This window comes from Lysinibacter sp. HNR, assembly GCF_029760935.1.
GTDB lineage: Bacteria > Actinomycetota > Actinomycetes > Actinomycetales > Microbacteriaceae > HNR.
In genome coordinates this window covers 769,275-795,021 of record NZ_CP121684.1, presented here as the reverse complement: position 1 = coordinate 795,021, position 25,747 = coordinate 769,275, and the positions used below count along the sequence as shown (strand labels likewise).

Annotated in this window: 22 protein-coding genes; 10 read left to right on the top strand and 12 right to left on the bottom strand. The window is 57.7% G+C overall.

Translation table 11 applies throughout. The features are described 5' to 3' along the window. Positions 1-11: 11 nt before the first annotated feature. Entirely contained in the window at positions 12-440 is a 429-nt protein-coding gene (locus FrondiHNR_RS03445; RefSeq protein WP_279353857.1) for an FHA domain-containing protein, read from the bottom strand. Between the two features lie 19 nt (positions 441-459). Between FrondiHNR_RS03445 and FrondiHNR_RS03440 the strand changes: the two genes are divergently transcribed. Beyond that, complete coding sequence (locus tag FrondiHNR_RS03440) at positions 460-843, top strand: hypothetical protein (protein ID WP_279353856.1); 384 nt, start codon at positions 460-462, stop codon at positions 841-843. Between the two features lie 240 nt (positions 844-1,083). On the opposite strand, the gene FrondiHNR_RS03435 is transcribed toward FrondiHNR_RS03440, so the two are convergent. The 4 genes from FrondiHNR_RS03435 to FrondiHNR_RS03420 form a co-directional block, all read right to left on the bottom strand. Then, positions 1,084-1,947: a protein phosphatase 2C domain-containing protein gene (locus tag FrondiHNR_RS03435; RefSeq protein WP_279353855.1), complete on the bottom strand. Its 864-nt coding sequence runs from the start codon at positions 1,945-1,947 to the stop codon at positions 1,084-1,086. Then, the gene (locus FrondiHNR_RS03430; protein WP_279353854.1) at positions 1,944-2,516 is read right to left on the bottom strand and encodes an FHA domain-containing protein; all 573 of its coding nucleotides are present in this window, start codon (positions 2,514-2,516) and stop codon (positions 1,944-1,946) included. The genes FrondiHNR_RS03435 and FrondiHNR_RS03430 overlap by 4 nt, the downstream gene beginning before the upstream one ends. A gap of 771 nt (positions 2,517-3,287) precedes the next feature. Continuing rightward, complete coding sequence (gene ispG, locus FrondiHNR_RS03425; RefSeq protein ID WP_279353853.1) at positions 3,288-4,448, bottom strand: flavodoxin-dependent (E)-4-hydroxy-3-methylbut-2-enyl-diphosphate synthase; 1,161 nt, start codon at positions 4,446-4,448, stop codon at positions 3,288-3,290. Positions 4,449-4,477: 29 nt separating this feature from the next. Next, entirely contained in the window at positions 4,478-6,028 is a 1,551-nt protein-coding gene (locus tag FrondiHNR_RS03420) for a site-2 protease family protein (RefSeq protein ID WP_279353852.1), read from the bottom strand. Between the two features lie 556 nt (positions 6,029-6,584). On the opposite strand from FrondiHNR_RS03420, the gene FrondiHNR_RS03415 reads away from it, so the two are divergent. Then, positions 6,585-7,784: an ABC transporter substrate-binding protein gene (locus FrondiHNR_RS03415; protein WP_279353851.1), complete on the top strand. Its 1,200-nt coding sequence runs from the start codon at positions 6,585-6,587 to the stop codon at positions 7,782-7,784. Positions 7,785-7,923: 139 nt separating this feature from the next. On the opposite strand, the gene FrondiHNR_RS03410 is transcribed toward FrondiHNR_RS03415, so the two are convergent. Further along, positions 7,924-9,012, bottom strand: coding sequence for a 1-deoxy-D-xylulose-5-phosphate reductoisomerase (locus FrondiHNR_RS03410; protein ID WP_279353850.1), 1,089 nt, complete (start codon positions 9,010-9,012; stop codon positions 7,924-7,926). A 105-nt stretch (positions 9,013-9,117) separates the two neighbouring features. Further along, entirely contained in the window at positions 9,118-10,098 is a 981-nt protein-coding gene (locus tag FrondiHNR_RS03405; RefSeq protein ID WP_279353849.1) for an FKBP-type peptidyl-prolyl cis-trans isomerase, read from the bottom strand. Positions 10,099-10,336: 238 nt separating this feature from the next. Between FrondiHNR_RS03405 and FrondiHNR_RS03400 the strand changes: the two genes are divergently transcribed. From FrondiHNR_RS03400 to FrondiHNR_RS03390, 3 genes are all read left to right on the top strand, one after another. Beyond that, the gene (locus FrondiHNR_RS03400; RefSeq protein ID WP_279353848.1) at positions 10,337-11,074 is read left to right on the top strand and encodes a lysophospholipid acyltransferase family protein; all 738 of its coding nucleotides are present in this window, start codon (positions 10,337-10,339) and stop codon (positions 11,072-11,074) included. Positions 11,075-11,182: 108 nt separating this feature from the next. After that, on the top strand, positions 11,183-12,502 hold the full coding sequence (locus tag FrondiHNR_RS03395; protein ID WP_279353847.1) for an O-acetylhomoserine aminocarboxypropyltransferase/cysteine synthase family protein: 1,320 nt from the start codon (positions 11,183-11,185) through the stop codon (positions 12,500-12,502). Beyond that, complete coding sequence (locus FrondiHNR_RS03390; protein ID WP_279353846.1) at positions 12,499-13,080, top strand: CoA-binding protein; 582 nt, start codon at positions 12,499-12,501, stop codon at positions 13,078-13,080. Before FrondiHNR_RS03395 ends, FrondiHNR_RS03390 begins: the two co-directional genes overlap by 4 nt. Before the next feature lie 71 nt (positions 13,081-13,151). Here the strand turns inward: FrondiHNR_RS03390 and FrondiHNR_RS03385 are convergent, their stop codons facing one another. Beyond that, complete coding sequence (locus FrondiHNR_RS03385; RefSeq protein WP_279353845.1) at positions 13,152-13,862, bottom strand: hypothetical protein; 711 nt, start codon at positions 13,860-13,862, stop codon at positions 13,152-13,154. An 84-nt stretch (positions 13,863-13,946) separates the two neighbouring features. After that, a complete protein-coding gene (locus FrondiHNR_RS03380) occupies positions 13,947-14,321 on the bottom strand; it encodes a hypothetical protein (RefSeq protein ID WP_279353844.1) in 375 nt (124 codons plus the stop codon). A gap of 178 nt (positions 14,322-14,499) precedes the next feature. On the opposite strand from FrondiHNR_RS03380, the gene FrondiHNR_RS03375 reads away from it, so the two are divergent. Continuing rightward, positions 14,500-15,384 (top strand): sulfurtransferase, encoded by an 885-nt coding sequence (locus FrondiHNR_RS03375; RefSeq protein ID WP_279353843.1) that lies wholly within the window; start codon positions 14,500-14,502, stop codon positions 15,382-15,384. Positions 15,385-15,462: 78 nt separating this feature from the next. On the opposite strand, the gene FrondiHNR_RS03370 is transcribed toward FrondiHNR_RS03375, so the two are convergent. The 3 genes from FrondiHNR_RS03370 to FrondiHNR_RS03360 all read right to left on the bottom strand — a co-directional run bounded on the left by FrondiHNR_RS03370 (position 15,463) and on the right by FrondiHNR_RS03360 (position 18,231). Next, positions 15,463-16,311: an ABC transporter permease gene (locus FrondiHNR_RS03370; RefSeq protein WP_279353842.1), complete on the bottom strand. Its 849-nt coding sequence runs from the start codon at positions 16,309-16,311 to the stop codon at positions 15,463-15,465. Beyond that, on the bottom strand, positions 16,308-17,234 hold the full coding sequence (locus tag FrondiHNR_RS03365) for an ABC transporter ATP-binding protein (RefSeq protein ID WP_279353841.1): 927 nt from the start codon (positions 17,232-17,234) through the stop codon (positions 16,308-16,310). Before FrondiHNR_RS03365 ends, FrondiHNR_RS03370 begins: the two co-directional genes overlap by 4 nt. A gap of 151 nt (positions 17,235-17,385) precedes the next feature. After that, complete coding sequence (locus FrondiHNR_RS03360; protein ID WP_279353840.1) at positions 17,386-18,231, bottom strand: aldo/keto reductase; 846 nt, start codon at positions 18,229-18,231, stop codon at positions 17,386-17,388. A gap of 310 nt (positions 18,232-18,541) precedes the next feature. Here FrondiHNR_RS03360 and FrondiHNR_RS03355 point away from each other — a divergent pair, with 310 nt between their 5' ends. The 4 genes from FrondiHNR_RS03355 (at position 18,542) to hrpA (ending at position 25,715) form a co-directional block, all read left to right on the top strand. Continuing rightward, the gene (locus FrondiHNR_RS03355) at positions 18,542-19,672 is read left to right on the top strand and encodes an agmatine deiminase family protein (protein ID WP_279353839.1); all 1,131 of its coding nucleotides are present in this window, start codon (positions 18,542-18,544) and stop codon (positions 19,670-19,672) included. A gap of 299 nt (positions 19,673-19,971) precedes the next feature. After that, positions 19,972-20,190, top strand: a complete 219-nt coding sequence (locus FrondiHNR_RS03350) for a hypothetical protein (RefSeq protein WP_279353838.1) — start codon at positions 19,972-19,974, stop codon at positions 20,188-20,190. Beyond that, the gene (locus FrondiHNR_RS03345; RefSeq protein WP_279353836.1) at positions 20,118-21,629 is read left to right on the top strand and encodes a GMC oxidoreductase; all 1,512 of its coding nucleotides are present in this window, start codon (positions 20,118-20,120) and stop codon (positions 21,627-21,629) included. The genes FrondiHNR_RS03350 and FrondiHNR_RS03345 overlap by 73 nt, the downstream gene beginning before the upstream one ends. Before the next feature lie 105 nt (positions 21,630-21,734). Then, entirely contained in the window at positions 21,735-25,715 is a 3,981-nt protein-coding gene (gene hrpA / locus FrondiHNR_RS03340; protein ID WP_279353835.1) for an ATP-dependent RNA helicase HrpA, read from the top strand. Positions 25,716-25,747: the final 32 nt, after the last annotated feature.

The window sequence follows — 25,747 nt, the reverse complement described above, 5'->3', positions numbered from 1 at the left end:
GATCAATCCCCCTAACCCGCAAGAACGATAAAAAATTCGTTTCCGATTTCAACCCGGGTGCGGAGCCCCACAAAAACCCTGGTGTCCGGTTTGATCTCGGTTTCTTTAGCTCCGCCCTCTCTCACACGGGTTCCGTTCCCCGAGTGCAGGTCACGAATCCACAGCCGGTCACCCTCCACTCCTAACTCCAGGTGTGTCTTAGAAACGGACCTGGCAGGATCGAGCACAACGCAGGTGTGTTCGACAATCTGCCCGGGCTGTGGCTTGGGGTTTCTTCCCAGCAGTGACGGGCCGTTCACAACAAACTCCTGCCCGGTGCTGAGCTGAAGAACGAAGGAAACCGTCGGATTCCCCTGGCGATTATTCACAATGATGGTCTCGTCCGCGTCTTCCTCCAGCGGAACCTCGGAAATAAGCGGTTCGACGGGCGTATCGAACACGGAAGAATAATTTTCCGCAGTGGAGACATCCGCAGGCTGCGCTTCGGTAACGCTTGGAGCGGGAGGAGCCGGGGGCTGCGGAGCCGCGGGAGTCGCCGCCCTGAAAAGGGCACGTGCCTCCGGCGGAAAAGACACCGTATCCAGCGATACGGGAGGCTTTGCGACCGGCAACTCGCTGCCCGAGGCAGTGGGTTGCGAGCGCGAAGGCTCCGGCGAACGCTGGGGAGCCGGCGCGCGCGGAGGTGCCGGGGGGCGCGGAATTGCAGTTCGTGATGCCGGGTCCGACTCTGCCACCGGTGATTCCATTGAAGATGACACGGGGGATGACATGTTTGATTTGCGCACGATCTGTCCGCAATTCCCACAAAACATACTGCTTGGCGCAAGTTCGCGACCACAGTAGCTGCATGGTGCCGCCATGATATTCCTTTCAATGCGAACCCTTATAGCTCGCCTCCCCGGAGACAGCATAACCCAGAGCCGCTGGATGTTTACTGTCGACCAGATCTACTTACCGTATCTTTAATACTATTTTCGATTCGATTATCCACAACTCAGTTTATGACACCGCGCGGTATCAAACTACCACGAGAGAGGCATTCCACACCCTCAAACGTTGGGAAGTCTGAATAACGATAACGCTCTAGCGAGGCAGTGTGCTCTCCCAATCTTCAGACTCCACACCCTTGGATGTGCCGCTCCCAGGTGGAAGATGTTCCTCAGACGCGGGGTGTACCGCATCGACTCGAACGACGATGACGCTGATGTTGTCACTGCCGCCTAAAGCCAGGGCGTCCACGACCAAGCGATCAACCAGAACATCAGGCTGCATCCCCGATGAGAAACGCAGCGCGATCTCTTCGTTGCTGAGTTCCTTGGTGAGGCCGTCAGAACAACACAGAATACTCTCGCCCGGGATCGCGGGAATCAACCAGAAATCAGGGACGGGTGAGGCTTCAAACCCGATTGCCCTCGTAATCACATTCCTCTTGGGGTGAGTGTGTGCCTCTTCCAGGCTAATCTCACCGGCATCGAGGAGGCTCTGCACCACGGAATGGTCCACCGAGAGCTGCCGCAGCCCTGCGGGCGAAGCGACATAAACGCGGGAGTCTCCAATATTAAAAACTAACCAATACGGCTGACCGTCTCTCTCCGTGATTGCCACCCCCACGCAGGTAGAGCCACCTGCCGCCCCCGTAAGTTCTGCTTGAGCCTCTATTACCCGCGTAGCATTTTCCAGCTCTGCCCGTATCCTCTCGGGCCCCACGGGCACCTGTGTAATGCGCCCCAGAGCAGCCACAACGGCGGCGCTTGCAACGTCACCCGAGGCGTGTCCACCCATTCCGTCAGCAACCGCAAATATGGGCGGATGCGCCACAAGGCTGTCTTCGTTTTGCGGTCTCTTCAGGCCAACGTCGGTTTTAGCAGCCCAACTCAGGGTGAGGGTTACCCCGGTATTCCCAACCGCAACCTCTGCACTGCCGTAAGGGTCGTCGACACCATTCATGATTTTTCCTCGCCGTTTTGTATAAGAATGCGACACTCCATACCGTCGCCCAGATCTATGACAGTTTCCTCGGCAACGGCCACGGTCTCGCCCGGGCGCAACCTACGAGGAACCTTCCGCGGAAATATTACGACGGTGCCGTTTGTCGAATAAAGATCCGTAACAATGACCACTTCGCCCTCCTGCCGAATCTGGGCGTGGGTGGAAGACACCACACCACGCGGTGAAGGCACTCGGATTAGTTGCGAGAGTGTCCCTCCCACGACACCCGAGGATTGAGGACAGCGACCCAGTACAAGTGGTCGGTTAAGCCACAACCTGTTTCCGTCGGGAAACAACACGCTCGCGACGGGCGGGGTTGCGAGGCGCGGAGGGAAAGCCTCAATCGCAGACCCGCGGGTTCCTCCGCCACGAGGTGTGTTGATAGTCGTGTCTACCGGGAAATCATCATGAGCAGAACCCAACATACGACCCGACTCCCGAAGTCCACCGATAACGGTGCTCTCGTCGTCAACACCGCCAACTCCCAAAACGGCGCCGCTGCTGTCGAGGCTGTAGTCAGTGATCACCCCACTACCTTATCGTCGAAGAACTTGTTTTTATTGTTAGCTGCACCGCGCGATAGCCCGCAGCGGAGAAACACGGATAACCCGTGCGCTCGCGATCGCCCCTCCAACCCGCACCGCGACCAAGACAGCTCGCAGTCGTGTGATATTTAAATCCAGTCGTTGCAACGAACTGACCAAACGGTTACAATTGACGACCACACGAACTTACCCGCGCCACGCGCAAAGTTTGAGATAACTGCATACCCCCGCTCTCTGCGTTGAGCCGCATACCCTACTCCGGATTGGCGGCAGCGCTCTCGAATCGCTCAGGAAGACCACCGCGATGTCCTCGGAAAAAAACCGACACTACACACTGGCAGCCGACCCTGCAACGCCGCAGAGCGCCCTTCGTGAACTTGCCAAAAATCACCACGAGCTCTGGCCCACGCTACTAGCCAACCCGTCCTGCTACGGCGAATTACGCTCCTGGATTCACCGACAACAACACAACACGCCACTCACCCGTTCACGTTCAGGAAGATACCCAGGGACGGATGACCCCCCCTCCCCACCTCGACAGGTTCTCTCCCTCTCGCATTACCCCAGACGTCGACTGTTAGTATTCGGTTGCTTAGCTGCAGCGATGGGTACGGGGCTGGTGTTTATGGTGACCACTCTCTACGGAGCGGTCACACGATAGTAAGCGCATGGCCTGCACTCATCACAGTGCCGTGAGGGAAGCGCAGAGGCAAGCTCCTAGGCAACGGCCGAAGCAGAAAGGGCGCTAGCGGCCTAGTTTGCCCAGGCCGTAACAACGGGAGAACCTGTGCTGGAGTTATCCCCGGGCATCTCGGCGGCGATACGATTCGCCTCCTCAATAAGAGTTGCAACGATCTCGGATTCGGGTACCGTCTTGATAACCTCACCCTTCACGAATATCTGCCCCTTGCCGTTACCCGACGCAACACCAAGGTCTGCCTCCCGAGCTTCTCCGGGGCCGTTTACCACACACCCCATGACCGCAACACGCAGAGGAACGCTCATGCCCTCGAGACCACTCGTCACCTCGTCAGCCAGCTTATATACGTCGACCTGGGCCCGACCACAGCTGGGGCAGGACACAATCTCGAGCTTGCGCTCACGCAGATTGAGGGACTGCAAAATCTGCAACCCCACCTTCACCTCCTCGGCGGGCGGCGCGGAGAGCGACACCCTAATCGTGTCGCCGATACCCTCACTCAGGAGGATACCAAAAGCCGTTGCAGATTTAATGGTGCCCTGAAAGGCGGGGCCGGCCTCGGTTACCCCGAGGTGCAGCGGCCAGTCCCCACGCTCTGCCAGAAGACGATATGCCTTAACCATAACTATGGGGTCGTTGTGCTTGACCGAGATTTTAAAATCGTGGAAGTCGTGCTCTTCAAAAAGACTCGCCTCCCACACCGCGCTCTCCACCAGAGCCTCGGGCGTCGCCTTGCCGTGTTTTTGAAGCAGACGAGGGTCAAGAGAACCCGCGTTAACCCCGATCCGGATGCTCACACCGGCAGCCTTTGCTCGCCGCGCAATCTCACCCACCTGATCATCAAACTTGCGAATATTTCCGGGATTCACCCGCACCGCGGCACACCCCGCGTCGATCGCAGCGTATACATAATTAGGCTGAAAGTGGATATCCGCGATCACCGGAATCTGACTCTTCTTTGCGATAATGGGCAGTATTTCCGCGTCATCACGACTGGGAACCGCAACCCGAACAATGTCGCATCCCGTCGCGGTGAGTTCAGCAATCTGTTGCAGGGTCGCGTTAATATCGGTTGTGGGCGTGGTGGTCATCGACTGCACGCTCACGGGGGCGTCACCCCCCACCAAGACACTACCAACGCTAATCTGCCTGGACGCTCGGCGAGGGGAAAGGGTTTGGGGAACTTTAGGAAGACCAAGATTTACAGCAGCCACTGGAACAGTCTACCTCCGCAAACCGAATACTAACCGAGTAACGATATGGGCCTCACAATGTCCGCGTAAAACAGCAGCAGAGTCATGGCGCCCAAAACAATCACAACGGCAAAGGTAACGGGGACCATCTTGGCGGTGTCAACCGGTCCCGGATCGGGGCGTCCAAAAATTTTGGCTATCGTGCGACGCACTTTCTCGTATAGGGCACCCGCCACGTGTCCACCGTCAAGCGGCATCAGCGGAATCAGGTTGAACACAAAGAGTGCAACGTTCAGCGAGGCAAGCAATCCCACCATCCCCTGAATCTTTACCGCAACCGGAATGGTATCGAGACTTGCGATCTCACCCGCCATACGTCCCACTCCCACAACACCCACGGGGCCGGTGGGGTCGCGCTCCTCGGTGCCAAATGCCGCATTCCACACGTTGACCATGCGCGACGGAAGGTTAATGATGCTCTGGGCCATCAATTCAATGTTGTTTCCCACCTGGGGGAGCACACTCGTGACGGGTTGCCTGACCAGTTCGCTTGTGGGTGACACGCCTATCATGCCCACCTCAGCGGTAACGGGGTTTCCCGCAGCGTCCATCTCGGGCTGCCCGGCCGCATCCAGAACCGCACGCGCGTTGAGCGCCGGGGTAATACTCAAATCAACCTCCGACCCCTCACGCTCGACAACAACGCTGAGGGCTCGTGAGGGCGACACCGAAACGGTGTCTTGAATCTGCTGCCACTCGGTTATCCGCTCACCGTTGATGCTCACAATCCGGTCACCGGGACGTAGCCCAGCCTGTGCCCCGGGGGCCTCAGCATCGCCCGGAGCACACGAGGTCACCGAGCTAGTGGCGGGCACCAGACATTCGCTCACCGAGCCGATAGTTGTGGTTGACTGGGGCAACCCAAAACCCACCAGAAAGATTGTGTAGAACACCACGGCCAGAAGCAGGTTCATGAAGGGTCCGCCAAGCATGATAACGATGCGTTTCCATACCGGAAGCTTGTAGAAGGCCCGGTTGTGGCTTTCATCTCCAATACTTTCCGAACTGACCTCCCTGGCCTCGTTCACCATCGACACAAAGTAGTTGGCGCGCTGAGAGGAGTCCTTCCCCTCAACCACGATATCTGCCGCATCTGTTTTGGCCGGGTCGGGATCAACATGAAGGGCCTCGGGGCGCAGGGTCTCTGCAAGCTGAGGGTCTGCGTCTAGCGCGTCACGCAGGGCGTGCACAGCATCGTCGTGACCGCTCTCCCCCGGACGATTCTTGACCACCCGTGAGCCCTCGGTGGCCACCGAGTTCAGAAAGCCTGTGGTGGATTCACGAGCTTCTTCGCCGCTGTGCGCCGGTGGATACATCCCAATCATCGAAATGTAGCCCCCCAGGGGAAGCATTTTGATGCCGTACTCGGTTTCACCCTTACGTTTCTTCCACAGGGTACGACCAAAACCAATCATGTACTGCGTAACCTTGACTTTAAAAAGTTTGGCGGGTATCAAGTGCCCCAGTTCGTGTAGCCCGATTGAGAGGGCAAGCCCCAAAACCAATACCACAACACCCAAAATATAAAGCAATACTTCCACCCGCTCATCGTACAACTACTTTCCCCCTCAGCACTGATAATTCAGGACAACTCCAGAGCTTTCCAATTGTGCTCGTAGCTCGAGCATCTTCCCCAGTCTGTGCACAACAAGGATGCGCTAGAGGCTCGTGCTCACAGGGCGCCGGGAAAAAATGTGCCGATAACACAATCAACAACCGCAATACAAAGAGGTACAAAATCCCGACGCATCGCGGTGCGCGTCGACAAAAAGAAAAACAGCCCAACAAGCCGGTTGGCCTATGCATTGTATTTCACGACGCGCAAGCACAGGACACAATAACACCCCTTGACCTGTAACCACATTGTTACATTTGATGGTTGGTGGCAGAATTCCGCCCCTATAAGAAGATCTTTAATTGCGCATTTTGAACCTGGAACAAGTTTTATGCAGCCCCGGGAATAATCTGCGTCCGAGGCTGTTGCAGAATTGCGAGCCCCCATCGAAGGGTGGGTCTCGGCAACAAGGAGGTGTCACGAGTGTGCAGTTAGTACACGTTTCATAATTTATTTGTCTTTTTAGGGAAAGAAGTTAAACAATGAAGAAAGTAACAAAACGAGTATTACCCGCCGTAGCCGGACTCGCCCTGCTGGGCCTGGGACTCGCGGCATGCAGTGCAGGGTCATCCTCAGAGAGCACACCAGAAGCAACTTCCTCCGGACCGGTCATGGGACCAGTTACCCCTGGTAGCACCCCGCTAGCCGAAGAAACCGCCGAAATGGAACAGCTCTACAAAGACGCGGTAGCCGAGGGTGGAGACCTTATCGTCTGGGCGGGCGGCGACAGCCCCGACCAGCAGGACACCGTGAGGCGCCTATTCACCGAGAGATTCCCTGAGATCAACCTTGATCTCAGGGTAGACCTGTCAAAGTTCCACGACGTCAAGATTGACGAGCAGCTCGCATCAAACACGCTCATTCCCGATGTGGCACAGCTCCAGACCTCTCACGACTTTGACAAGTGGAAAGAGCAGGGTGAACTACTCGAGTTCAAGCCCCTGGGAGCCTCAAAACAGTTCCCGGGATACGCTGACCCCGATGGTGCCTTTGTGAGCCTCCGGGTGAACTCATTCTTCCCCCAGTACGCGAAGGAAGGCCTGACAGCCGCTCCCACAAGCTACCTCGATTTCTTGGGACCCGAGTATAAGGATCAGAAGCTAATTCTTCCCTACCCCCACGACGATGACGCGGTTTTGTACGTGTACATGAAGATCGTGGAAAAATACGGTGAGGAGTACCTGCAGCAGCTTGCCGACCAAAACCCCACGTTTATTCGTGGAACAGCGGCCAACGGGCCTCTGGTTGGTCAGCAAGGATATCTGGCAACCCTCACGGGATACGCGATCGGGCCGCAGGAGCGCTCCATTGCCATCATCCCCGAGGAAGATCCCTTTATCTCGTGGGTGCAGCGCACAGCAATTTTTGAGCAGGCAAAGCACCCCGCCGCGGCAAAGCTCTACCTGGCCTTCATCACCAGTAAGGAATACCAGTCAACGTTTATTACGTGGCCCACACGTACCGACGTTCCCACCCCCGAAGGACTCAAGCCGCTCAGCGAGTACCCCAACTCCGACCCGATGGACTTCATCGAGTGGATGAGCGACCGCCAGGGAGTCGCTGATGCCGAAGTACTCATGGAAAAGTACTTCGGACCGGTTGTGGGTGAATCACCTCTGACCGATCCGGCACTCCTCGAGATCCTTGAGGTTGAGCCCCGTCCCGGCACGGATGACTACTAGGAGTTGACCGCCACAGCGGGCATCTCGTAGCTACCGTACCGTAGCAAATAATAACGGTGTCGTGCGCGGTTAGTTCGCGCACGACACCGAAGTTTTTAATCAGTTCTTCCGGCTGGGTGCCTGAGACGCTGACGCGTCTCTAACCCGCACGCTCGATAAGCTGATCAGCTCGCACCCGTGCCCAGCGCTCCGCGTCTGCCAGCAGTTCCGGAGTCAACTCTTCTCCCGAAAAGTCGTGCGCATCAACCACGCGAGCTATCGTATCCACGATGTCAAGGTAGCCGATGTTACCCCTGTGGAAGGCCTCAACCGCCTGTTCGTTTGCAGCGTTATAGACTGCGGGATAGGTTCCCCCAGCCCTGCCAACCTGTTTAGCCAACTCAACCGCCGGAAACGCAACCCGGTCAAGGGGTTCAAAGGTCCACTCGTGGGCTCGGCCCCAATCAATCGGAGCGACGGCACCCGCTACTCTGCGCGGCCAGTTAAGCCCCAGCGAAATGGGAAGTCTCATATCGGGGGGTGAGGCCTGGGCCAGGGTGGAACCATCGCTAAACTCCACCATGGAGTGCACGATAGATTGCGGGTGCACAACGGCCTCAATCCGATCGTATGAAACCCCAAAAAGCAGATGGGCTTCAATCACCTCCAGCCCTTTATTCACCAGGGTTGAGGAGTTTGTGGTTACCATTTTTCCCATGTCCCATGTGGGATGAGCCAGGGCCTCCGCCGGTGTTACGTTACGCAGAGAATCGCGAGAACGACCACGAAACGGCCCTCCCGAGGCGGTCAGGATAAGCCTACTCACCTCGTGTTGCTCGCCCGCTCGAAGCGCCTGGGCTATTGCGGAGTGTTCCGAATCCACAGGAACAATCTGTCCGGGACGGGCCAACCGGACAACAAGGTCTCCCCCGACTATCAAGGACTCTTTATTTGCTAGAGCGAGCGTTGCACCGGCCTTAAGCGCGGCCAGCGTGGGACCCAGCCCGATGGAGCCGGTGATTCCATTCAGGATGACATCCGCCTCTGTGTCCCGCACCAGATGCTCGGATTCCATCGCTCCAAGGGCGGTATTTTCCACCGAAAAAGCATCGGCCTGCGCTCGCAGGCCCGCAAGATCTGTACCCGCGGAGAGGCCCACAACCTGAAACTCATGCGGGTTTGCCCGGATAACCTCAAGAGCTTGACGACCGATAGAACCCGTTGAACCTAAAATTATCACTCGACGCATAGGTTAATCATGACAGCATACGATTCTTACCGCTGTCGACCCGCCAATAGACAAAGCCCGTCCCCTCACCACAGTGCAGGAACGGGCGTGAGCCTTTATTATTCTTTAGCGATTTGTCGCCAAGATATCAACGACAAAAGCAATGTTTCCGGTTTTTGCATCGCCCTCCACGGCTGGTCCGTAGCCGTTGTCGGGGTTAATGAGGGCAACAACCTGCGAGCCAACGTTCTGACCCACAAGCGCATCACGGAATCCGGGGATAACGCCGTCGGTGGTGAACTGTGCGGGATTTCCGCGAGCCCAGCTCTCATCAAAGATTTCACCGGTCTCCTGGTTCATACCCTTGTAGTGCACAACAACGCAGTCGCCCTCCTGAACCTCTTCGCCCTCGCCGTTAATGCTGTTTGCAATTCTCAGCTCGTTGACGGGCACAAAACCCTCGGGAAAGGTCAGCGTGGGATCGCCGTTATCCGCCAGTGTAAGGGTTGGGAACCCATCGGGCAGCGAGGCACTCTCTCCCTCGGCACGATCCAGGAAGTTATCGGGCAGCTCACCCGTGCAGTTAAAGACCGTGCGCTGCGCATCTACAACGATCACTACACTGTCCTCGGCCGTTATCCCCAGAGTCTCGTTACCCGTTTCACCATAAAGATCAGCACCGCTCATGGTGGTGACAGCACGGCTGCCAACGGGCATGCAATCGGCGATTGCAAGCCATCCCGGCGTGGGCAGGACTGAACTGTCGACGGGGAGGTCTAGCTCCTCCGAGGCGATCTGCTCGCCATCTACTCCATTAACGAGGGTCAGTCGTGATTTCACGGTGTCACCCTCGACTATGATGTCTCCATCACCCTCGATCAAGATGGTGCGCTGAACACCGTCTACCTTGAGTGGAGTACTGAACTCAACGGTGGGTTGTTCGCCGAACTCCCCGGTTACTTTTATGGAGTCGCTTTGACTCCCCGAGGCCGGGATCTCACACCCTGCTTCTTTTGCCTGCTGTGTGAAGTTAGCGTCAGCAATGGTACAACCGGTAAGGGTGAGGGCAAATGCTGCCATAAAGACGGGAACGACTCGGAGCTTCAACGTGTCTCATTTCGATATTCGTACGGGATAGACTGTCTATTCTTATTTAGTCTGTCAACAAAGCGTTGTGCACGAACATCCTATCAAGGGGCCGTCACACTCCACAGTGTTTAATCTTCCCGTGGTTATCTGTTAATACTCTCCACCCCACTCCAAAGCCCACAAAATTCACCTCCCGGGTGATGGCACATCCCGCATCATTCCGTTCAAGGAATACCCAAGGAGGTAGGGTGTGCGAATGACTCGTTTGGAATCGAAGCGCCCGGCAAAACTATCCGAGGTTCCCCCCGGATCCTCCAAGCCCGGGCTCGTTTACTTTGCGGGACGGGCTGTTCTCACCCCCCTCGGACGATTTGCTTATAGGATTCGTGTGGTGGGTAAACACAATGTTCCTACCCGGGGAGCCGTGCTCTTTGCCAGCAATCATCTGGCCGCACGCGACAGCATTATTATCCCACTCGCTGTCCCCCGCCGGGTACAGTTTCTCGCGAAGTCCCACTACTTTGAACGGGCTAGGGTCTTCGGACGTATCCAGCGCTGGTTTTTTAACACCATCGGCGCCGTCCCGGTTAAACGCGGCGCGGGTGGTGCCGCGCAAACGTCCCTCAACGTTGGGCGTGATATCTTGCGTTCCGGTGGCACTTTTGCAATCTATCCCGAGGGAACCCGTTCACGTGATGGACGACTCTATCGAGGGCGCACCGGAGTCGCGTGGCTTGCTCTAGAGACGGGAGCGACCGTAATACCGGTAGGCCTGATCGGCTCGGATCGGGGGCGGCTACTCCGCCCCGACGGGACACCGGGGAAGAAAAGCCCTATCACCGTGAGCTTTGGACCCCCTGTCGATTTTTCTGGCCTGTCCTCGTCAGCCTCGGGTAAAGACCGCCGGGAGGCCACCGACCGCATCATGGCTGCGATCCACACGCTTACCGGGCAGGAACGCGCCGAGGGCTATAACGAAATTTCCGCGACCTAGCACACCGCAGGCGCCCCATAACCAGAACCTGCCCCCGCGCAGGAATGCCGGTTTCACATTGTTACGATAGGGCCCACAAAATTCGCCGGTGCCGCTAGTCTGAGTGACATGGCAGATCGCGAATACGGATTCCACACCCGCGCAATTCATGCGGGTAATATCCCAGACCCCATCACGGGCGCTCGGGCCCTTCCCATTTACCAGACCAGTTCCTTTGTCTTTGACGACACGGCGGACGCTGCGGCACGCTTTGCTCTTCAAAAATACGGAAACATTTATTCGCGTTTGTCGAATCCCACTGTTGCGAGTTTCGAAGAACGTGTGGCCAGCCTAGAGGGGGGCATCGGTGCTGTTGCTACGGCGAGCGGACTCAGCGCGCAGTACATTACCTTTGCTTCGCTTACGGGTCAGGGGGACCATATCGTTGCTTCTTCCAACCTCTATGGCGGTTCTATCACGCAGCTCGACATCACGCTTCGCCGTTTTGGTGTAGACACAACTTTTGTGCAGTCATCAGATCCTGCCGACTACGCCGCGGCAATCGCTGAGAATACCAAGCTCATCTTTGCCGAGTCCGTCTCCAACCCCTCCGGCCAAATTGCCGATATCGAGGGACTCGCTGCGGTAGCCCACGCCGCGGGTATCCCGCTCATCATTGATGCCACACTCGCCACTCCCTACCTCAACCGCCCTATCGAGTGGGGTGCCGACATAGTGATCCACTCCGCCACTAAGTTTCTCGGCGGTCACGGGACAACCCTCGGCGGTGTTGTGGTGGAGTCGGGTCGGTTCAATTGGCACAGCGAGAAGTTCCCCCTCTTCGACGAGACCGTCCCCGCGTACGGGGGGCTCAAGTGGTCCGGCAATTTCGGAGAATACGCTTTTCTTACCCGGCTCAGAGCCGAACAACTGCGCGATATCGGCCCCACCCTGGCCCCACACTCCGCGTTCCTGCTCGCCCAGGGTGTAGAAACTCTGCCCTACAGAATGCAGGCACACGTTGATAACGCGGGACGAGTCGCGGAATGGTTAGACGCCGATAGCCGTGTTGAGACGGTCTCGTGGGCTGGTCTCCCCCACCACCCACACCATGATCGCGCGCAGAAGTATTTCCCTCGAGGACCGGGCTCGGTGTTTAGTTTTACCGTGCGTGGGGGGCGCGAAGCGGGGCGCGCGCTCATCGAAAACGTCAACCTGGCCAGCCACCTGGCCAACGTTGGTGATGTCAAAACCCTCATCATTCATCCCGCGTCAACAACACACGCACAGCTCACCGACCAGCAGCTCGCCGACACCGGTATCGGAGCGGGCACCGTTCGGCTGAGCGTTGGCCTCGAAGACGCAGAAGACATCATCTACGACCTTGACCAAGCACTCACAGCAGCGGTTAAAACCGGTACGAAGCCCACAACACAGGAGTCTCTATGAACGCGACGTCATCCTCACAGCTCGCCACCACCCAGCTTGCCAACGGTCTGAGTTGCGACCTACCGGCTGACTCCCCCCTCGCTAAACTACTCAGTTCGCAGCGGACCTGGCTCGGCCCAACCGCAAAAGAAAGGTTGGGATTCCTCCGACAGGCTAAATCAATCGCGATTGTAGGAGCCTCCCCCAACCCCGCCCGCTCCAGCTACTTCGTGGGAACCTACCTGCAGCAGTCAAGCGACTATCGAGTATATTTTGTCAATCCCAATGCCGATCAGATCCTCGGCGAAAAGGCCTACCCGGATCTGGCTTCCCTCCCCGAGGTGGTGGACATCGTGGTGGTATTCCGCCGAGCAAGCGATATTCCCTCGGTGATCGATAGTGTTGTAGCCGCCGGTAGCCCCACCATCTGGGTTCAGCTTGGCATCTGGAACGAGGAAGCCGCATACTACGGTGAAGAAAAAGGGCTCACAGTAGTTATGGATCGCTGTATCAAAATTGAGCACGCACGCTTTCACGGGGGACTCCATCTACTCGGTTTTGATACCGGGCAGATTACCTCCCGCAAAACGCTTCGTTAGGGATCCCTGCTCTCTGAACCCACTACGGCGTGCTCTAGCCAGATACTCACTACCCGCAGAGGAGGCGTGTCCTACTTGTTCTTTGCGGGAATACGAGCACGGTCTGAAGATCCACGCACGCGGCGCCAGGTTCGACTTCGATAACCCAGAGCCGCCCCACCGCCCAGTAATAACATGGTGCCCGCAATCAGACCCTGATCGGAGGCAAAACCCGTTTGGGCCAGATTTCCCCCGGTTTCGGGGGAAGAGACTTGACGAGAAAACCCACTCGTGATGGGGAGCAGGGACCCCGCGACATCATCCCCGGGATGCGGGTTGTTCCGACACATACCCGTGGTGATAGCGTAATCTCCGCTCTGTACCCGCCCAAATTCTCCGGTGAGAACAACAGCATAGTGGTATGCGGTGGAGCAGGTAAGGCCGGCTATCTCAGCCGAGATCATTACTTCGCTCTCATCTTTTGAGATATTTTTCTCCATGGATCGCACGCTATACAGTGAGGTAAAACCGTAAACAAAAGCGACCGATACATCATTATTACGCGGATTAATCACTGCCCTGAGCACGGCTTTATTCTCACCTATCTCCGCCGGTGCATAGCCGACGGTTGGGTCGTTACGCCGGGTCTCCCCCGAGCCATCAGAGCCGTTCTTCGTGTTATTCGGGTTGTTGGTATCGTTCAGCTTGTTCGTGTCGTTCGGGTTGTCGGTGTCGTTCGGGTTGTTCGTGTCGTTCGGGTTGTCGGTGTCGTTCGGGTTGTCCACAGACGGTAAAGTACCCACGATATCCTTCACATCCTGTTTCGGAGAAGCAGGGGCCTCCGGATCATCCGTTTTTTCAGTGTCACGGATGTTCCCTTGAGGATTCTACGGAGAAAGAGATTGAGGGTGCTCCTCGCCGCCCCCGGAGTTTTCAACAGGAGCCGGGGCAAATCCCCCAGTCTCTTCAACCGGATCAGAAACGGAGGTCTCCAATCCTTCGCTCGGGCCGGGGCGAGACTTATCCACAACCTCAGCCGTATCGTGGACGGAAACTTCCATCTCCGGGATAGACATAGGGGTGTCTATCCTCTCAGAGAGAATGGCGCGAGGCTGTCCCTCCGCTTGATCAATCTCGACCGGAAAAGATTGAGCCAGGTGGAATGAATCTTCCACACGAGCGTTCACAACACTCACCGGCTGAAGGGCCACAGTAACAACCATTACTCCCGCCACCATAAGGGCAGAAACAAAAGAATGCATAGGTATAAGGATATGCAGATAAAGCACATAAACATAGAGAATTATAAAATTTACTTATTATTTACCTATTTATAGGCTTCGTCGTTACACAAATTACTCACTAATCTAGGACTTACAATTATGACCTCATTTTGCACAGGGGTTGGGGTTAACCGTGTTCTCCTGAGAGCATGGTCATATGAGTACGACACTTCCAGAGATACCCGACAGCCCCCTCGTTTCAGTCCAGTGGCTATACGATCACCTGGGTGCCGACGATATCGTTATTCTCGATGCCTCTGCCTTCCCCGTAGACGGACCGGGAGGAAAACCGCTCTATGTGAGCGGGGATGAAGAATATCTAGTCGGCGGTCACCTCCCCGGCGCTATTTTTGCCGATGTCATTACGGAGCTTTCCGACCCCACCACAGGGTACGCTTTTAGCAGGCCCAGCGCTCAAAGGTTCGCTGCAGCAGTGGGGGCGCTCGGTATCACCAACACCACGAGCGTTATCGTTTATGACAGTAGCCTGGGCCATTTTGCGGCACGGGTGTGGTGGCTGTTTCGAGCCTTCGGTTATGACCGAGTAGCCGTTCTTGACGGGGGATTAAAAGCGTGGATTGCTGCGGACTTCCCGCTTGAGTTCGGTCATGTTGAGCCCCGCACCGCGCAGTTTACGGCCACGGAGCGTCCCGAACTCTGGGTAGATAAAGAGTTTGTGGAGAGGGTCGTGAACGGGACAGAGCATGCCACCCTCGTGTGTGGGCTACCGCCCCGCGAGTTCACCGGTGAGGTGGCCCCACGTTTGCGCCCCGGCCACATACCGGGTAGCGTGAGCGTCCCCGTCGTCCGCCTACTCGACAAGTCCACCAACACTTTTCTCGACAGGGAAAGCCTCGCCGACCGTCTTGGAGAGGCAACCCTCGCGGATCACGTTGTCACCTACTGCGGGGGAGGAATAGCGGCCGCCGCAGATGCCCTCGCCCTCACTCTCATTGGTCACAGCAGGGTTTCACTCTACGATGGCTCGCTCGACGAGTGGGTCAGCGACCCCGGAGCACCGCTTGTGACCCACGCGGGTTAAGCCTGTTCCCAGTCACCGCTACGCGTTTCGCACGCGGGCTACCGCCCCGTGGGCTTCATTACTGGGGTAGCACTGCGCTCAGCGCGCACGCACCCAACGGAATGTGAGACGCGTAAACACAAAGCCAATCACGGCCCAGAGCAGCAGTGCAAGTGCTATCCAGCCCAGACCCCACTCCCCGTTCTGCTCCATAGAAGCAAAGTGCTCGGGAAAAAACACGCTGCGCATGCCCTGTGCAATCCACTTCAGAGGAAATACAGAAGCAACGTTCTGCAACCACTCTGGCAGCACATAAAAGGGAATATACACGCCGGAAATAAACTGCTGAACTAGAACGATGGGGACGATTATTGCACTGGCATCCTGGCTCCCCCGAGGAAGGGCCGAAATAGCCACTCCCAATATCGTGCTTGTCAAAATACCCAGAACGAAGATCCAGGCGAACGTGAGCCACTGGGACGGCTCCGTGGGAAGCTCAACCCGATAAACAAAGAAAGCGATTCCCAGGAGGAGCGCGGCCTGCACAATTCCACTCACAAGGACAAGACCGACCTTACCAATCATGTAGCTCGTGGGCGAGAGCGGGGTGCCGCCCAATTGTTTGAGAGTTCCCGCGGAACGCTCAACAGCAATATCGATCCCCAGACCCTGAACACCGCTCAGAAGAATTCCTGAGGCCAACATTCCAGGCAAGAAATAGGCCGCCTGGCTTATCCCGCCCGTACCATCGGGCTGCACACCGACCTCACCCATGCCGCTAAAGGCCGTCGCCAAAAGAAGAAACATGAGGGAGGGGAAAAAGAAAGTGAAGAAAACCTGGCCGGTTGATCGAGAGTAGCGACGCAGTTCGTATCCCACTTGGCTTATTCCCAGCGAGACGGTACGACCCACCCCCGTGGCAGAAAACGCTCGTTCCTGTGTACTCATGACGTTCTCTTTTCTGTAGTGGGGACCGTGTCTTTCTCAGTAGATGCCTCTGTACCGATAAGCGAAAGGTACACATCCTCCAGGCTCGGACGTACGATCTCAAGAAACGGAATCTCACCCATCGCCTCCGCTGCCGACATGCCACCCACAACCTGCTGCTTAGCTAACTCGTGAACAAGCCGGGTTGGCTCGGTGGTGCGTTGCTCGTGACTATTTCCGGACGCATCCTTCCAGCGAACAAGGGGAATCCGTGAGTGCTCACCACCGAGGGTGTCCACGGTTCCCGAGTGCACTATGGTCCCCCGGGTAAGAACAGCCAGGTGGTCACACAGTTCGGCCGCCTCGTCCAGATAGTGGGTGGTCAGGAGTATTGTGGTCCCCTCGTCGCGTAGCTGACGGATAAGCTGCCAGAACTGATGCCGCGCCTCGGGATCAAACCCGGTGGTCGGCTCATCAAGAAAGAGCAGGTGGGGGCGACCCACAATACCAATCGCCACGTCCACTCGACGTCGCTGCCCACCGGAAAGCTTATTGATCCGCACGCTGGCGCGATCTTCAAGGCCCACCAGCCGCAGAACCTCGTCTACGGGTCGGGCATTGGGGTAGAAGCGAGAAAAATATCTCACCTGTTCGGCAACCGTGAATACCCCAAAATCCGGGCTGCTCTGCCCCACAATTCCGATGCGTGACCGCCACTCGAGTCCCGCTGTTTGGGGGTCTGCATCAAGCACCCGCACAGAGCCTCCGTCACGCGACCGATACCCCTCGAGGATCTCAATCGTTGTGCTTTTTCCGGCACCGTTTGGCCCGAGTAACCCAAATATTTCGGCGGGACGGATCTCAAAACCTACCCCGTCTAAAACGCTTCGCTTATCGTATCTTTTGGTGAGATTACTCACCTCAACTGTTGACTGAGAGTTCACCCAATAATGTTGCCACTACAAAACACGTAAACCAAATCCGGCCATTAATAGAGTTTTTACGAATAGTGTGACAATGAAATAAAACAGCGAGTTCGGATGCACCTCAGTGCGCACAAATTGACAACAGGGCGGGGAGAGCCACCCCGGACGGTTAGTTGACCTCGAGCGGGTCGGCTCCCAGACGCAGATCCCTCTCAAGGTTCGTGATTGCCGCCTGCTCATCCGGGGTGAGTTCAAAGTCAAAAAGATCGAAGTTTTCAGCAGCGCGCGCTCTGCTTGTTGTTTTGGGGAACACGATAATACCCCGTTGGATGTGCCAGCGCAGCACAACCTGAGCCGGGGTCTTGCCGTGCTTCGCGGCAATAGCCGTTATCATAGGGTCTTCGAGAAGAGCGGATTTTCCCTGCGAGAGCGGACCCCAGGCCTCGGTGTGGATGCCTCGGGAACGGCCAAACTCAACCAAATCACGACGCTGATAATAGGGGTGAAGTTCAATTTGATTCACCGCCGGAACCACACCGGTTTCGGCGAGAAGTCGTTCCAAGTGGGGAATGAGGAAATTCGAAACGCCGATGGCCCGGGCACGGCCCGAGTCGAGGATGCCCTCAAGAACCCGATACGACTCAACGTAGGTGTCGCGCTGCGGCGCGGGCCAATGCACGAGATAAAGATCGACGTAGTCGAGACCGAGCCTGTCTAGACTAGCTTCAAAGGCGGGCAAAGTCGTGTCTTTACCCTGGTCTGTGTTCCACAGCTTGGTGGTAATGAAGAGGTCTTCTCGAGGTAGTGCAGATGCGGCAATCGCGCGCCCCACACCCTCCTCGTTTTTGTAAATCGCGGCGGTATCGATGTGACGATACCCCAGCTCGAGGGCATCGGTGACCACGCGCTGCGCCTCAGGCGGGTCCACAAGAAAAACACCAAAGCCGAGCTGAGGGATACGAGTTTTATTGTTGAGCTCAACATGAGGAACCGAGGGAGTGATTTTTTCAGCCATGGTTCCTAGCCTACGCGCGAAAGAGAACTGGGGCGAGACCTAGTTTTGTCTCGATTCTTTCGAGATCGTGGCGGTATCTCCTCCACCCTGAGAATGGCACCCGTGGGCTGGCAAACCCACCTGGGCCTTGAGGAATCAAGGCGGTACTTTCAGGTCAGCTGTCACATGCATCCCGTGTGCCTCGATATCCGCAATGACAGAAGAGGACGTGTGGCGCTGCCGCACCGTCTCCAATTGCACGGACGCCTGCTCCCACGGAATACAGGTGGCCAAGGTAGTATTAGGTCCCACCCCACCCATGGAGTCCGTCGTGAATAGTCGTCGTCATTTTCTCACCCGGTTGGCTTATGTCACCGGCCTTGGTGGTTTGACCTCACCGATCCTGGCCAAGTTACCGGACCGCGTGACTTCGACGGGGCCCGGAGCGGCTACCTGGCGGATGCCTGACGAGCACGGCCCGCAGGAACGAGTTTTCCTGGCCTTCGCCGCGCAATCCCGCGTGTGGGGAACACAGGCAGACGCGGTGAACAGGGCCGTGGCCCGGCTGGCCCGCACAATCGCCCACCACCAGCCGGTCAGCGTACTGTGCCGCCCGGCGCAGCGGAAGCAGGCACAGAACCACTGCGGCAGCGACAACACCGAGTTCCTAGAGGTACCGTTGGATGATATCTGGGTGCGTGATTACGGCGGATGCTTCGTCACTGACGGCAAAGACAGGTTAGGCTTGGTTGATTTCAATTTTAAGGGATGGGGAGGCAAGCAGGGTGCACGCAACGACGGCGCGGTGGCACCATGGCTGGCACAGGTAACCGGCGCAACGCTTCTGGAGAGCAATCTAGTTGGGGAAGGGGGCGGTATCGAAGTCGATGGCCACGGTACAGCTATCCTTACCGAAAGCTGCTGGGTAAACGACAACCGCAATCCGAGCCGGTCACGCGCGGACATCGAGGCAGAACTGAAGCACAACCTTGGCCTACGCAGGGTGATCTGGCTGCCCGGCATAGTCAGTAAGGACATCACCGATGCACACGTGGATTTCTATGCACGCTTCGTGCGTCCGGGTGTGGTGATCGCCAATTTGGATAACGACCCGGAGTCCTACGACTACGATCTAACCCGCGAGCACCTGCGGATCCTGCGCAAGGCCACCGATGCCGATGGTCGTCGCCTGCAGGTGCACACGCTGCCACCGCCGCTGGACGGACGCGACAACGTACATACTCGCAACAACGACGATCTGGCGCTGGGCTATATCAACTACCTGCCGATCAACGGTGCGGTGGTTGCTCCACACTTCGGTGATGACGCAGCCGATGGATACTGCCGCGAACTGCTGGAGGACCTGTACCCCGGCCGGGTGATCGAACTGGTGAACATCGACGAGATCGCCAGCGGTGGTGGTGGGATCCACTGCGTGACCAAGAACATGCCGAAGGTGTAGCCAGGTTCCACGGAGTGGGGACTCAAAGACTCATCAATTCAGGTGCCGCTATGTTTTCTGCTCTACGGGACGCTATCACCATTGTGTGCAAGGAATATCAAAGCGCAACACAGCACTAAAAAATAATTGATAAGTGAATTGAATGAATATAATTCAACCTTAAATACAAAAAGATAGATTATATAAATTTTTATTTATATAACTGATAGTCAACGATTACCAGAGAAAAATCATCTTTGCATCGCCCCTCGGAGCTCATTCCGATGGATCTGCCTCCCCCAGATCACAAAGGAACCATCATGGGCATTTCACGTCGATCACTCATTTCTTACTCGGCAGCGGATGCCTTCGCGGCAGGAGTAGGTCTCACACAACCGGCAACCGCGGCGGGTGCAAAACCCCTCACGGGTGTCAATCCCACCACCATAGGCTGGATCAAAAACGCGTGGTACCGATCTCAGGTCCCGGAAATTTACAATACCCCTCCCCCGCGCCTGAGCACAGCCACAACCTGGTGATCGGTAGCGGCTTTGGGGCCAGCGTGACCGCCCTTCGACTGGCCGAATCCGGCTCACGGGTCACCATGCTGGAGCGTGGATCACGTTGGCCGCGAGATCCCTGGCGCAAAATTTTCTCCAACGATACCTTCCCCGATGGCCGCGCGCAGTGGTTTAGAAACTCATTTACCGGGCTTAATGGAATTCCCGTGTACTTCGACAGGTTTGGTGGGGTTCTTGACGTCACCCAGTACCAGCAGATGCAGGTGTGGCGCGGAGCTGCCGTGGGAGGAGGCTCAATCGTCTTTACCGGGGTGCTGATCCAGCCCGAACGTCGCTTCTTCGACTCGGTTTTTACCGGGCGTGTGAACTACGACGAGATGGACCAAAAATACTATCCCCTCGCGCGAAAAATGCTCGACGCTTCCCCCGTGCCGCCGGACATCTACAGTACCGCGCCATTTGGGCACTCGCGCGTCTGGGATGCTCAGGCCGCGCAGGCCGGCTACACCCCCAACCGCTCGACTCCATCTTTAAGTGGAATACCGTTCGCCAGGAGCTCGCCCTCCGCTCGCGAGCATCAGCCACTATCGGAGAGAGCAACTACGGTAACTCAAACGGCACAAAGTACGACCTCACTTCAAAACTACCTGGCCCAGGCCGAGGCCACCTCGCGAGTCACCATCCATCCTCGCCACGTGGTGCGGGCGATCGCGCAACAGACAGACGGAAAGTTTTGGGTTCAGGTGGACATCGTTGAACCCGATGGCACCCTCACCCGCTCCCGCACTCTCACCTGCAACAGGCTCTTCCTTGGCGCGGGTTCCATCGGCACCTCGGAACTTCTTGTGAGAGCACGTAGCCTGGGCACGCTGCCCCGGCTGAATCAGCACGTGGGAGAGGGCTGGGGAAACAATGGAGATGCCGCTCTGATGCGAACCTTCTCACTCTCGCCGGGCCTCACCCAGGCCTCCCCCTCCGCCTCGCGTATCCTTGACGAGTCCGGGATGCCCCTCAGCCTCGAAAACTGGTACATTCCGGGCCTTCCCGTGAACATTGGCCTTCTCGGGTCTCTTGCGATGACCCTCAACCCCACCCGGGCCTCGTTCAGATACGACCACTCCACCAGCAGCATTGTACTGGACTGGCCCAGCGACGGAGTCACCGATTCAAACGATGCACTGCGCGCGGTTCACAATCACATCACCCAAGCCAACGGGGTGAACGTGGGATTTCCTCCGTTTGCCGCCGATGTGAACTCAACCTTTACCGCGCATCCGCTGGGTGGGGCCGTTCTTGGCCTTGCAACCGATACCTACGGTCGAGTGCACGGGCATAACGGCCTTTATGTGGTTGATGCCGCCGTGATTCCCGGCAGCACCGGAACGGTCAATCCGTCACTCACCGTCACGGCCCTGGCAGAACGAGCGATAGAAAACATCATCACGCGGGGCTCCTAACCGCATCTTCTCGTGAGTTGCACGCGCCGATCCCACGGTTGCATCCCCTCCCGAGGACGCAACCACCTCTCGCAGCAACCCCTTCCGTGGGATAATGGCTGAGTCATGAGCCCCGCCAATTCCACCGATACAACGATCACTTTCCCGCCGGAGCTTCCCGTGAGCATGCTCCGGGAGGAGATTGCCGACACGATCCGCGCGAACCAGGTTGTGATCGTTGCGGGGGAAACCGGTTCCGGAAAAACCACCCAACTTCCCAAAATCGCGCTGAGCCTCGGCCGCACGAGCATAGCGCACACCCAGCCCCGGCGGATCGCCGCGCGAACCATTGCCGAACGCATAGCGGAGGAACTGGGCGACACGCTCGGCAATCGCGTGGGATACCAGGTGCGCTTCACTGACCGCTCCAGCGCCCACACTCAGATCAAGGTGATGACCGACGGAATCCTGCTCAACGAGATTCATAGCGACCGCGACCTGAGCCGATACGACACCATCATTATTGATGAGGCCCACGAGCGCAGCCTCAATATCGATTTTCTCCTGGGATACATGAAGACCCTGCTGCCGAGACGCCCCGACCTCCGCGTGATCATCACCTCGGCGACAATTGATCCCCAGAGCTTTTCCCGACACTTTAACGACGCCCCCGTTATCGAGGTTTCGGGGCGAACCTACCCCGTGGAGATTCGCTATCGCCCCCTCGTTGACGAGGCTCTAGAACCCGAGGCGGCGGGTTCCACACCGCATCGAAAGCAATCACTATCTCCCGCAAAAACGGCTGCCGCGGAGCCAGATCTCTTTGACTCAATTGGTGAGGCCCTGAGCGAGCTCTCGCGTGAGTCCCCCGGAGACGTCCTGGTGTTTCTCAGCGGGGAAAGCGAGATCAGAGACGCCTCCGACGCTATTGAGGGTCACATCCGCGCGGGGCGGCTCTCTGCAAACACCGAGGTTCTCCCGCTCTACGGTCGGCTCTCCGCCGCCGAGCAGCACCGAGTTTTCGAAAGGCCCCGCGGATCGGGTGCACAGAGGCGCATCGTGCTGGCCACAAACGTGGCCGAGACCAGCCTCACCGTTCCGGGGATTCGCTACGTGATTGATGCGGGAACCGCGCGCATCTCACGATACAGTGCCCGCTCCAAGGTGCAGCGGTTGCCGATTGAGGCGGTCTCTCAGGCATCCGCCAATCAGCGATCGGGGCGCAGCGGTCGCACCAGCCCCGGAATTGCCATCCGTCTCTACTCCGAGGAAGATTTTCTGGGGCGACCGGAGTTTACCGAACCGGAGATCCTCCGAACCGGCCTCGCCTCCGTGATCCTGCAGATGATCTCTCTGGGGCTGGGGAACGTGTCCGACTTTCCGTTTCTCACGCCACCGGATTCACGCGGCATTAAAGACGGGATCGACCTACTCAGCGAGCTGGGTGCAATCCACGCGGGCACAGGTCACAAAACCTCGGACCACAAGACTCCCGATCACAACGCCACGAATCACAAGGGCACGAATCACAAGCCCTCGGATCCCGGGAGGGCTACGGGCAACCTCACCCTCACGGCGGTGGGCCGCAGCCTGGCCCGCCTCCCCATCGAACCGCGCTTCGCCCGAATGGTGATCGAATCGAGGAAACAGGGGGTGTCCCGAGAGGTTCTTGCGATCGTTGCGGGGCTCACCATCCAGGATGTTCGCGAACGTCCCACCGAAAAGCGTGAGCTTGCGGATGCCGCCCACGCCCGCTTCATCGACAAGACGAGCGACTTTATCACTCTGCTTAACCTGTGGAACTACCTGGAGGAGAAGCGAGAAGAACTCTCATCGAGCGCGTTTCGACGCCTGTGCCGAGCGGAGTATCTCAACTATCTGCGGGTACGGGAGTGGAGCGACCTTTACCGCCAGCTCCGCCAAATGGCCAAACCGCTGAAGCTCAGCGTTGGTGCCCCAAGTACGGATGCCGACGGCATTCACCGCTCTATACTCACGGGGCTGCTCTCGCACCTTGGAGTACAGGACACGCGCTCCGGCAGCCCCGCAGGCGGCGGGCGACAGAAAGCTCCCCGCAGACCGCAGATGGAGTACATTGGTTCGCGCAACACCAAGTTTGTAATCTTTCCCGGTTCCGCGCTCGCCAAGAAACCGCCGCCCGCCCTCATGGCGGTTGAGTTTGTGGAGACCTCCCGCCTTTTTGCCCGCAGCAACGCCGCGATTAACCCGGCCTGGGCCGAGGAGTTTGCCGGCCCCCTGCTCAAGCGCAGCATCGGCGAGCCGCACTGGGAAAAGAAGCAGGGCGCGGCGGTAGCCTACGAGAGAGTCACCCTCTTTGGTGTTCCCATAGTGGAGAGGCGCAGGGTGCAGTACGCACGCTTTGATCAGGCCCACGCCCGCGAACTGTTTATCCGGCACGCACTGGTTGACGGGGAGTGGAATTCTCCCCAGCAATTTGACCGAGACAATCGGCACCTCCGCGAGGAACTAGAACAGTTGGAGGAGCGCTCTCGCCGCCGCGACATCCTTCAGGGTGACGAGGCCGTCTTTGAGTTTTACGATTCACGGATCCCCGAAGATGTTGTGTCCACCCGCAGCTTTGAGGGGTGGTGGAAGAAAACTCGGCGCGACACCCCCGATCTGCTCACCATGCAGCGCCACGATCTGATCCAACAAGATCAGGATTCCGGGGTGGACGAAAAGGAGTTTCCGCGCGAGTGGCACCAGGGAGATCAACGGCTCTCGATCAGCTATCGCTTTGAACCGGGGGCCACGGATGACGGGGTGACGATCACGGTGCCGCTCCCGTTGCTTCCCCAGGTGGAGGGTTCCGACTTTGAAAGGCTCGTCCCGGGGCTTCGCCTCGACCTGGTCACCGCCCTCATTAAATCTCTACCAAAAAACATCCGTCGGGGGGTTGTTCCCGCCGCCGATTGGGCCCAGAAGCTCCTCGAGCGAATGGGAGACTCCGCCGATAATAGCACCAACGGTTCCCTCACCGAGCAATTGGCGGTCGAGATTCAGCGGGTGGTGGGGCTTCCCGTTACCCGCGCAGACTTTGATCTTGAACGCATTCCGGAACACCTGCGACCGTCTTTTCACGTGGTTGACCACAGGGGCAAAACGATTGCCCGGGGCAAAAATCTGCGTAAGCTGCAAACCTCACACGCCCGTTCCTCGCGCGAGAGCGTCACAAAGGTCACCACGGGTTCCGCTCCCACCCACGCTATCGAGCGCCGCGCCATCACCGCGTGGGACTTTGGTGACCTCGAACGGGTTGTCGAGTCGCGGCACGGCGGCGGTGTGGTTCGCGCGTATCCCGCCCTGGTGGAATCAGCGGGTACAGTGGATATTCGCTTGGTCACCACCTCCGAGGAACAGCACCGCAGCAGCAGGCAGGGCCTGCGACGCCTGCTCGTCTTGAGCGCACCCTCCCCCGTCTCTTACCTGCAAAATCATCTCAGCCAAAACGAGAAACTCTTACTCGCGTCGAGCCCCTACCGCAGCATCAACGCGGTGATGGAGGATGTGTGCCTTGCCGTTGCGGACGCCGCCATTACCCAGAACACCACAGACGGACTGGTCTGGTCGCAGGCAGAGTTTGAACGCATCCGCACTATTTTCTCTGCACAGCTCATCGACTCCGCCTACACCACCGTTGCAACCGCAACCGCCGTGCTGGGAGCGGTCCGCGACGCCCACCGGGCCATCGAAAAAAACACCAGCATCCATCTGCTTCCGGCTCTCACCGACGCTCGAGAACAGCTCGCCCAGCTGGTCTACGACGGTTTCATCTCGCGCACCGGAACAGCACAGCTCCCACGCCTCACTGTTTACTCCCAGGCCGTTACCTTCCGGATAGGCAAGCTGGTAGAAAACCCCGGCAGGGACCGCGTGTGGATGACCGAAGTCCAAACGCTCACAGACAAGTATCGACAGATCGGCGGACAGCTTCCTTCTGCGCCCGATGCGCCTGAGCAACTCAATGAGATTCGCTGGATGCTCGAGGAATTCCGCGTCAACCTCTTTGCACAGCACCTCAAGACCGCAGGAACCGTCTCGGCACAGCGCATCACCAAAGCAATCGCCGCTTACAACACCCCGTAGGTGAGCAAATAGATTACCCCGATCTGCTCGTG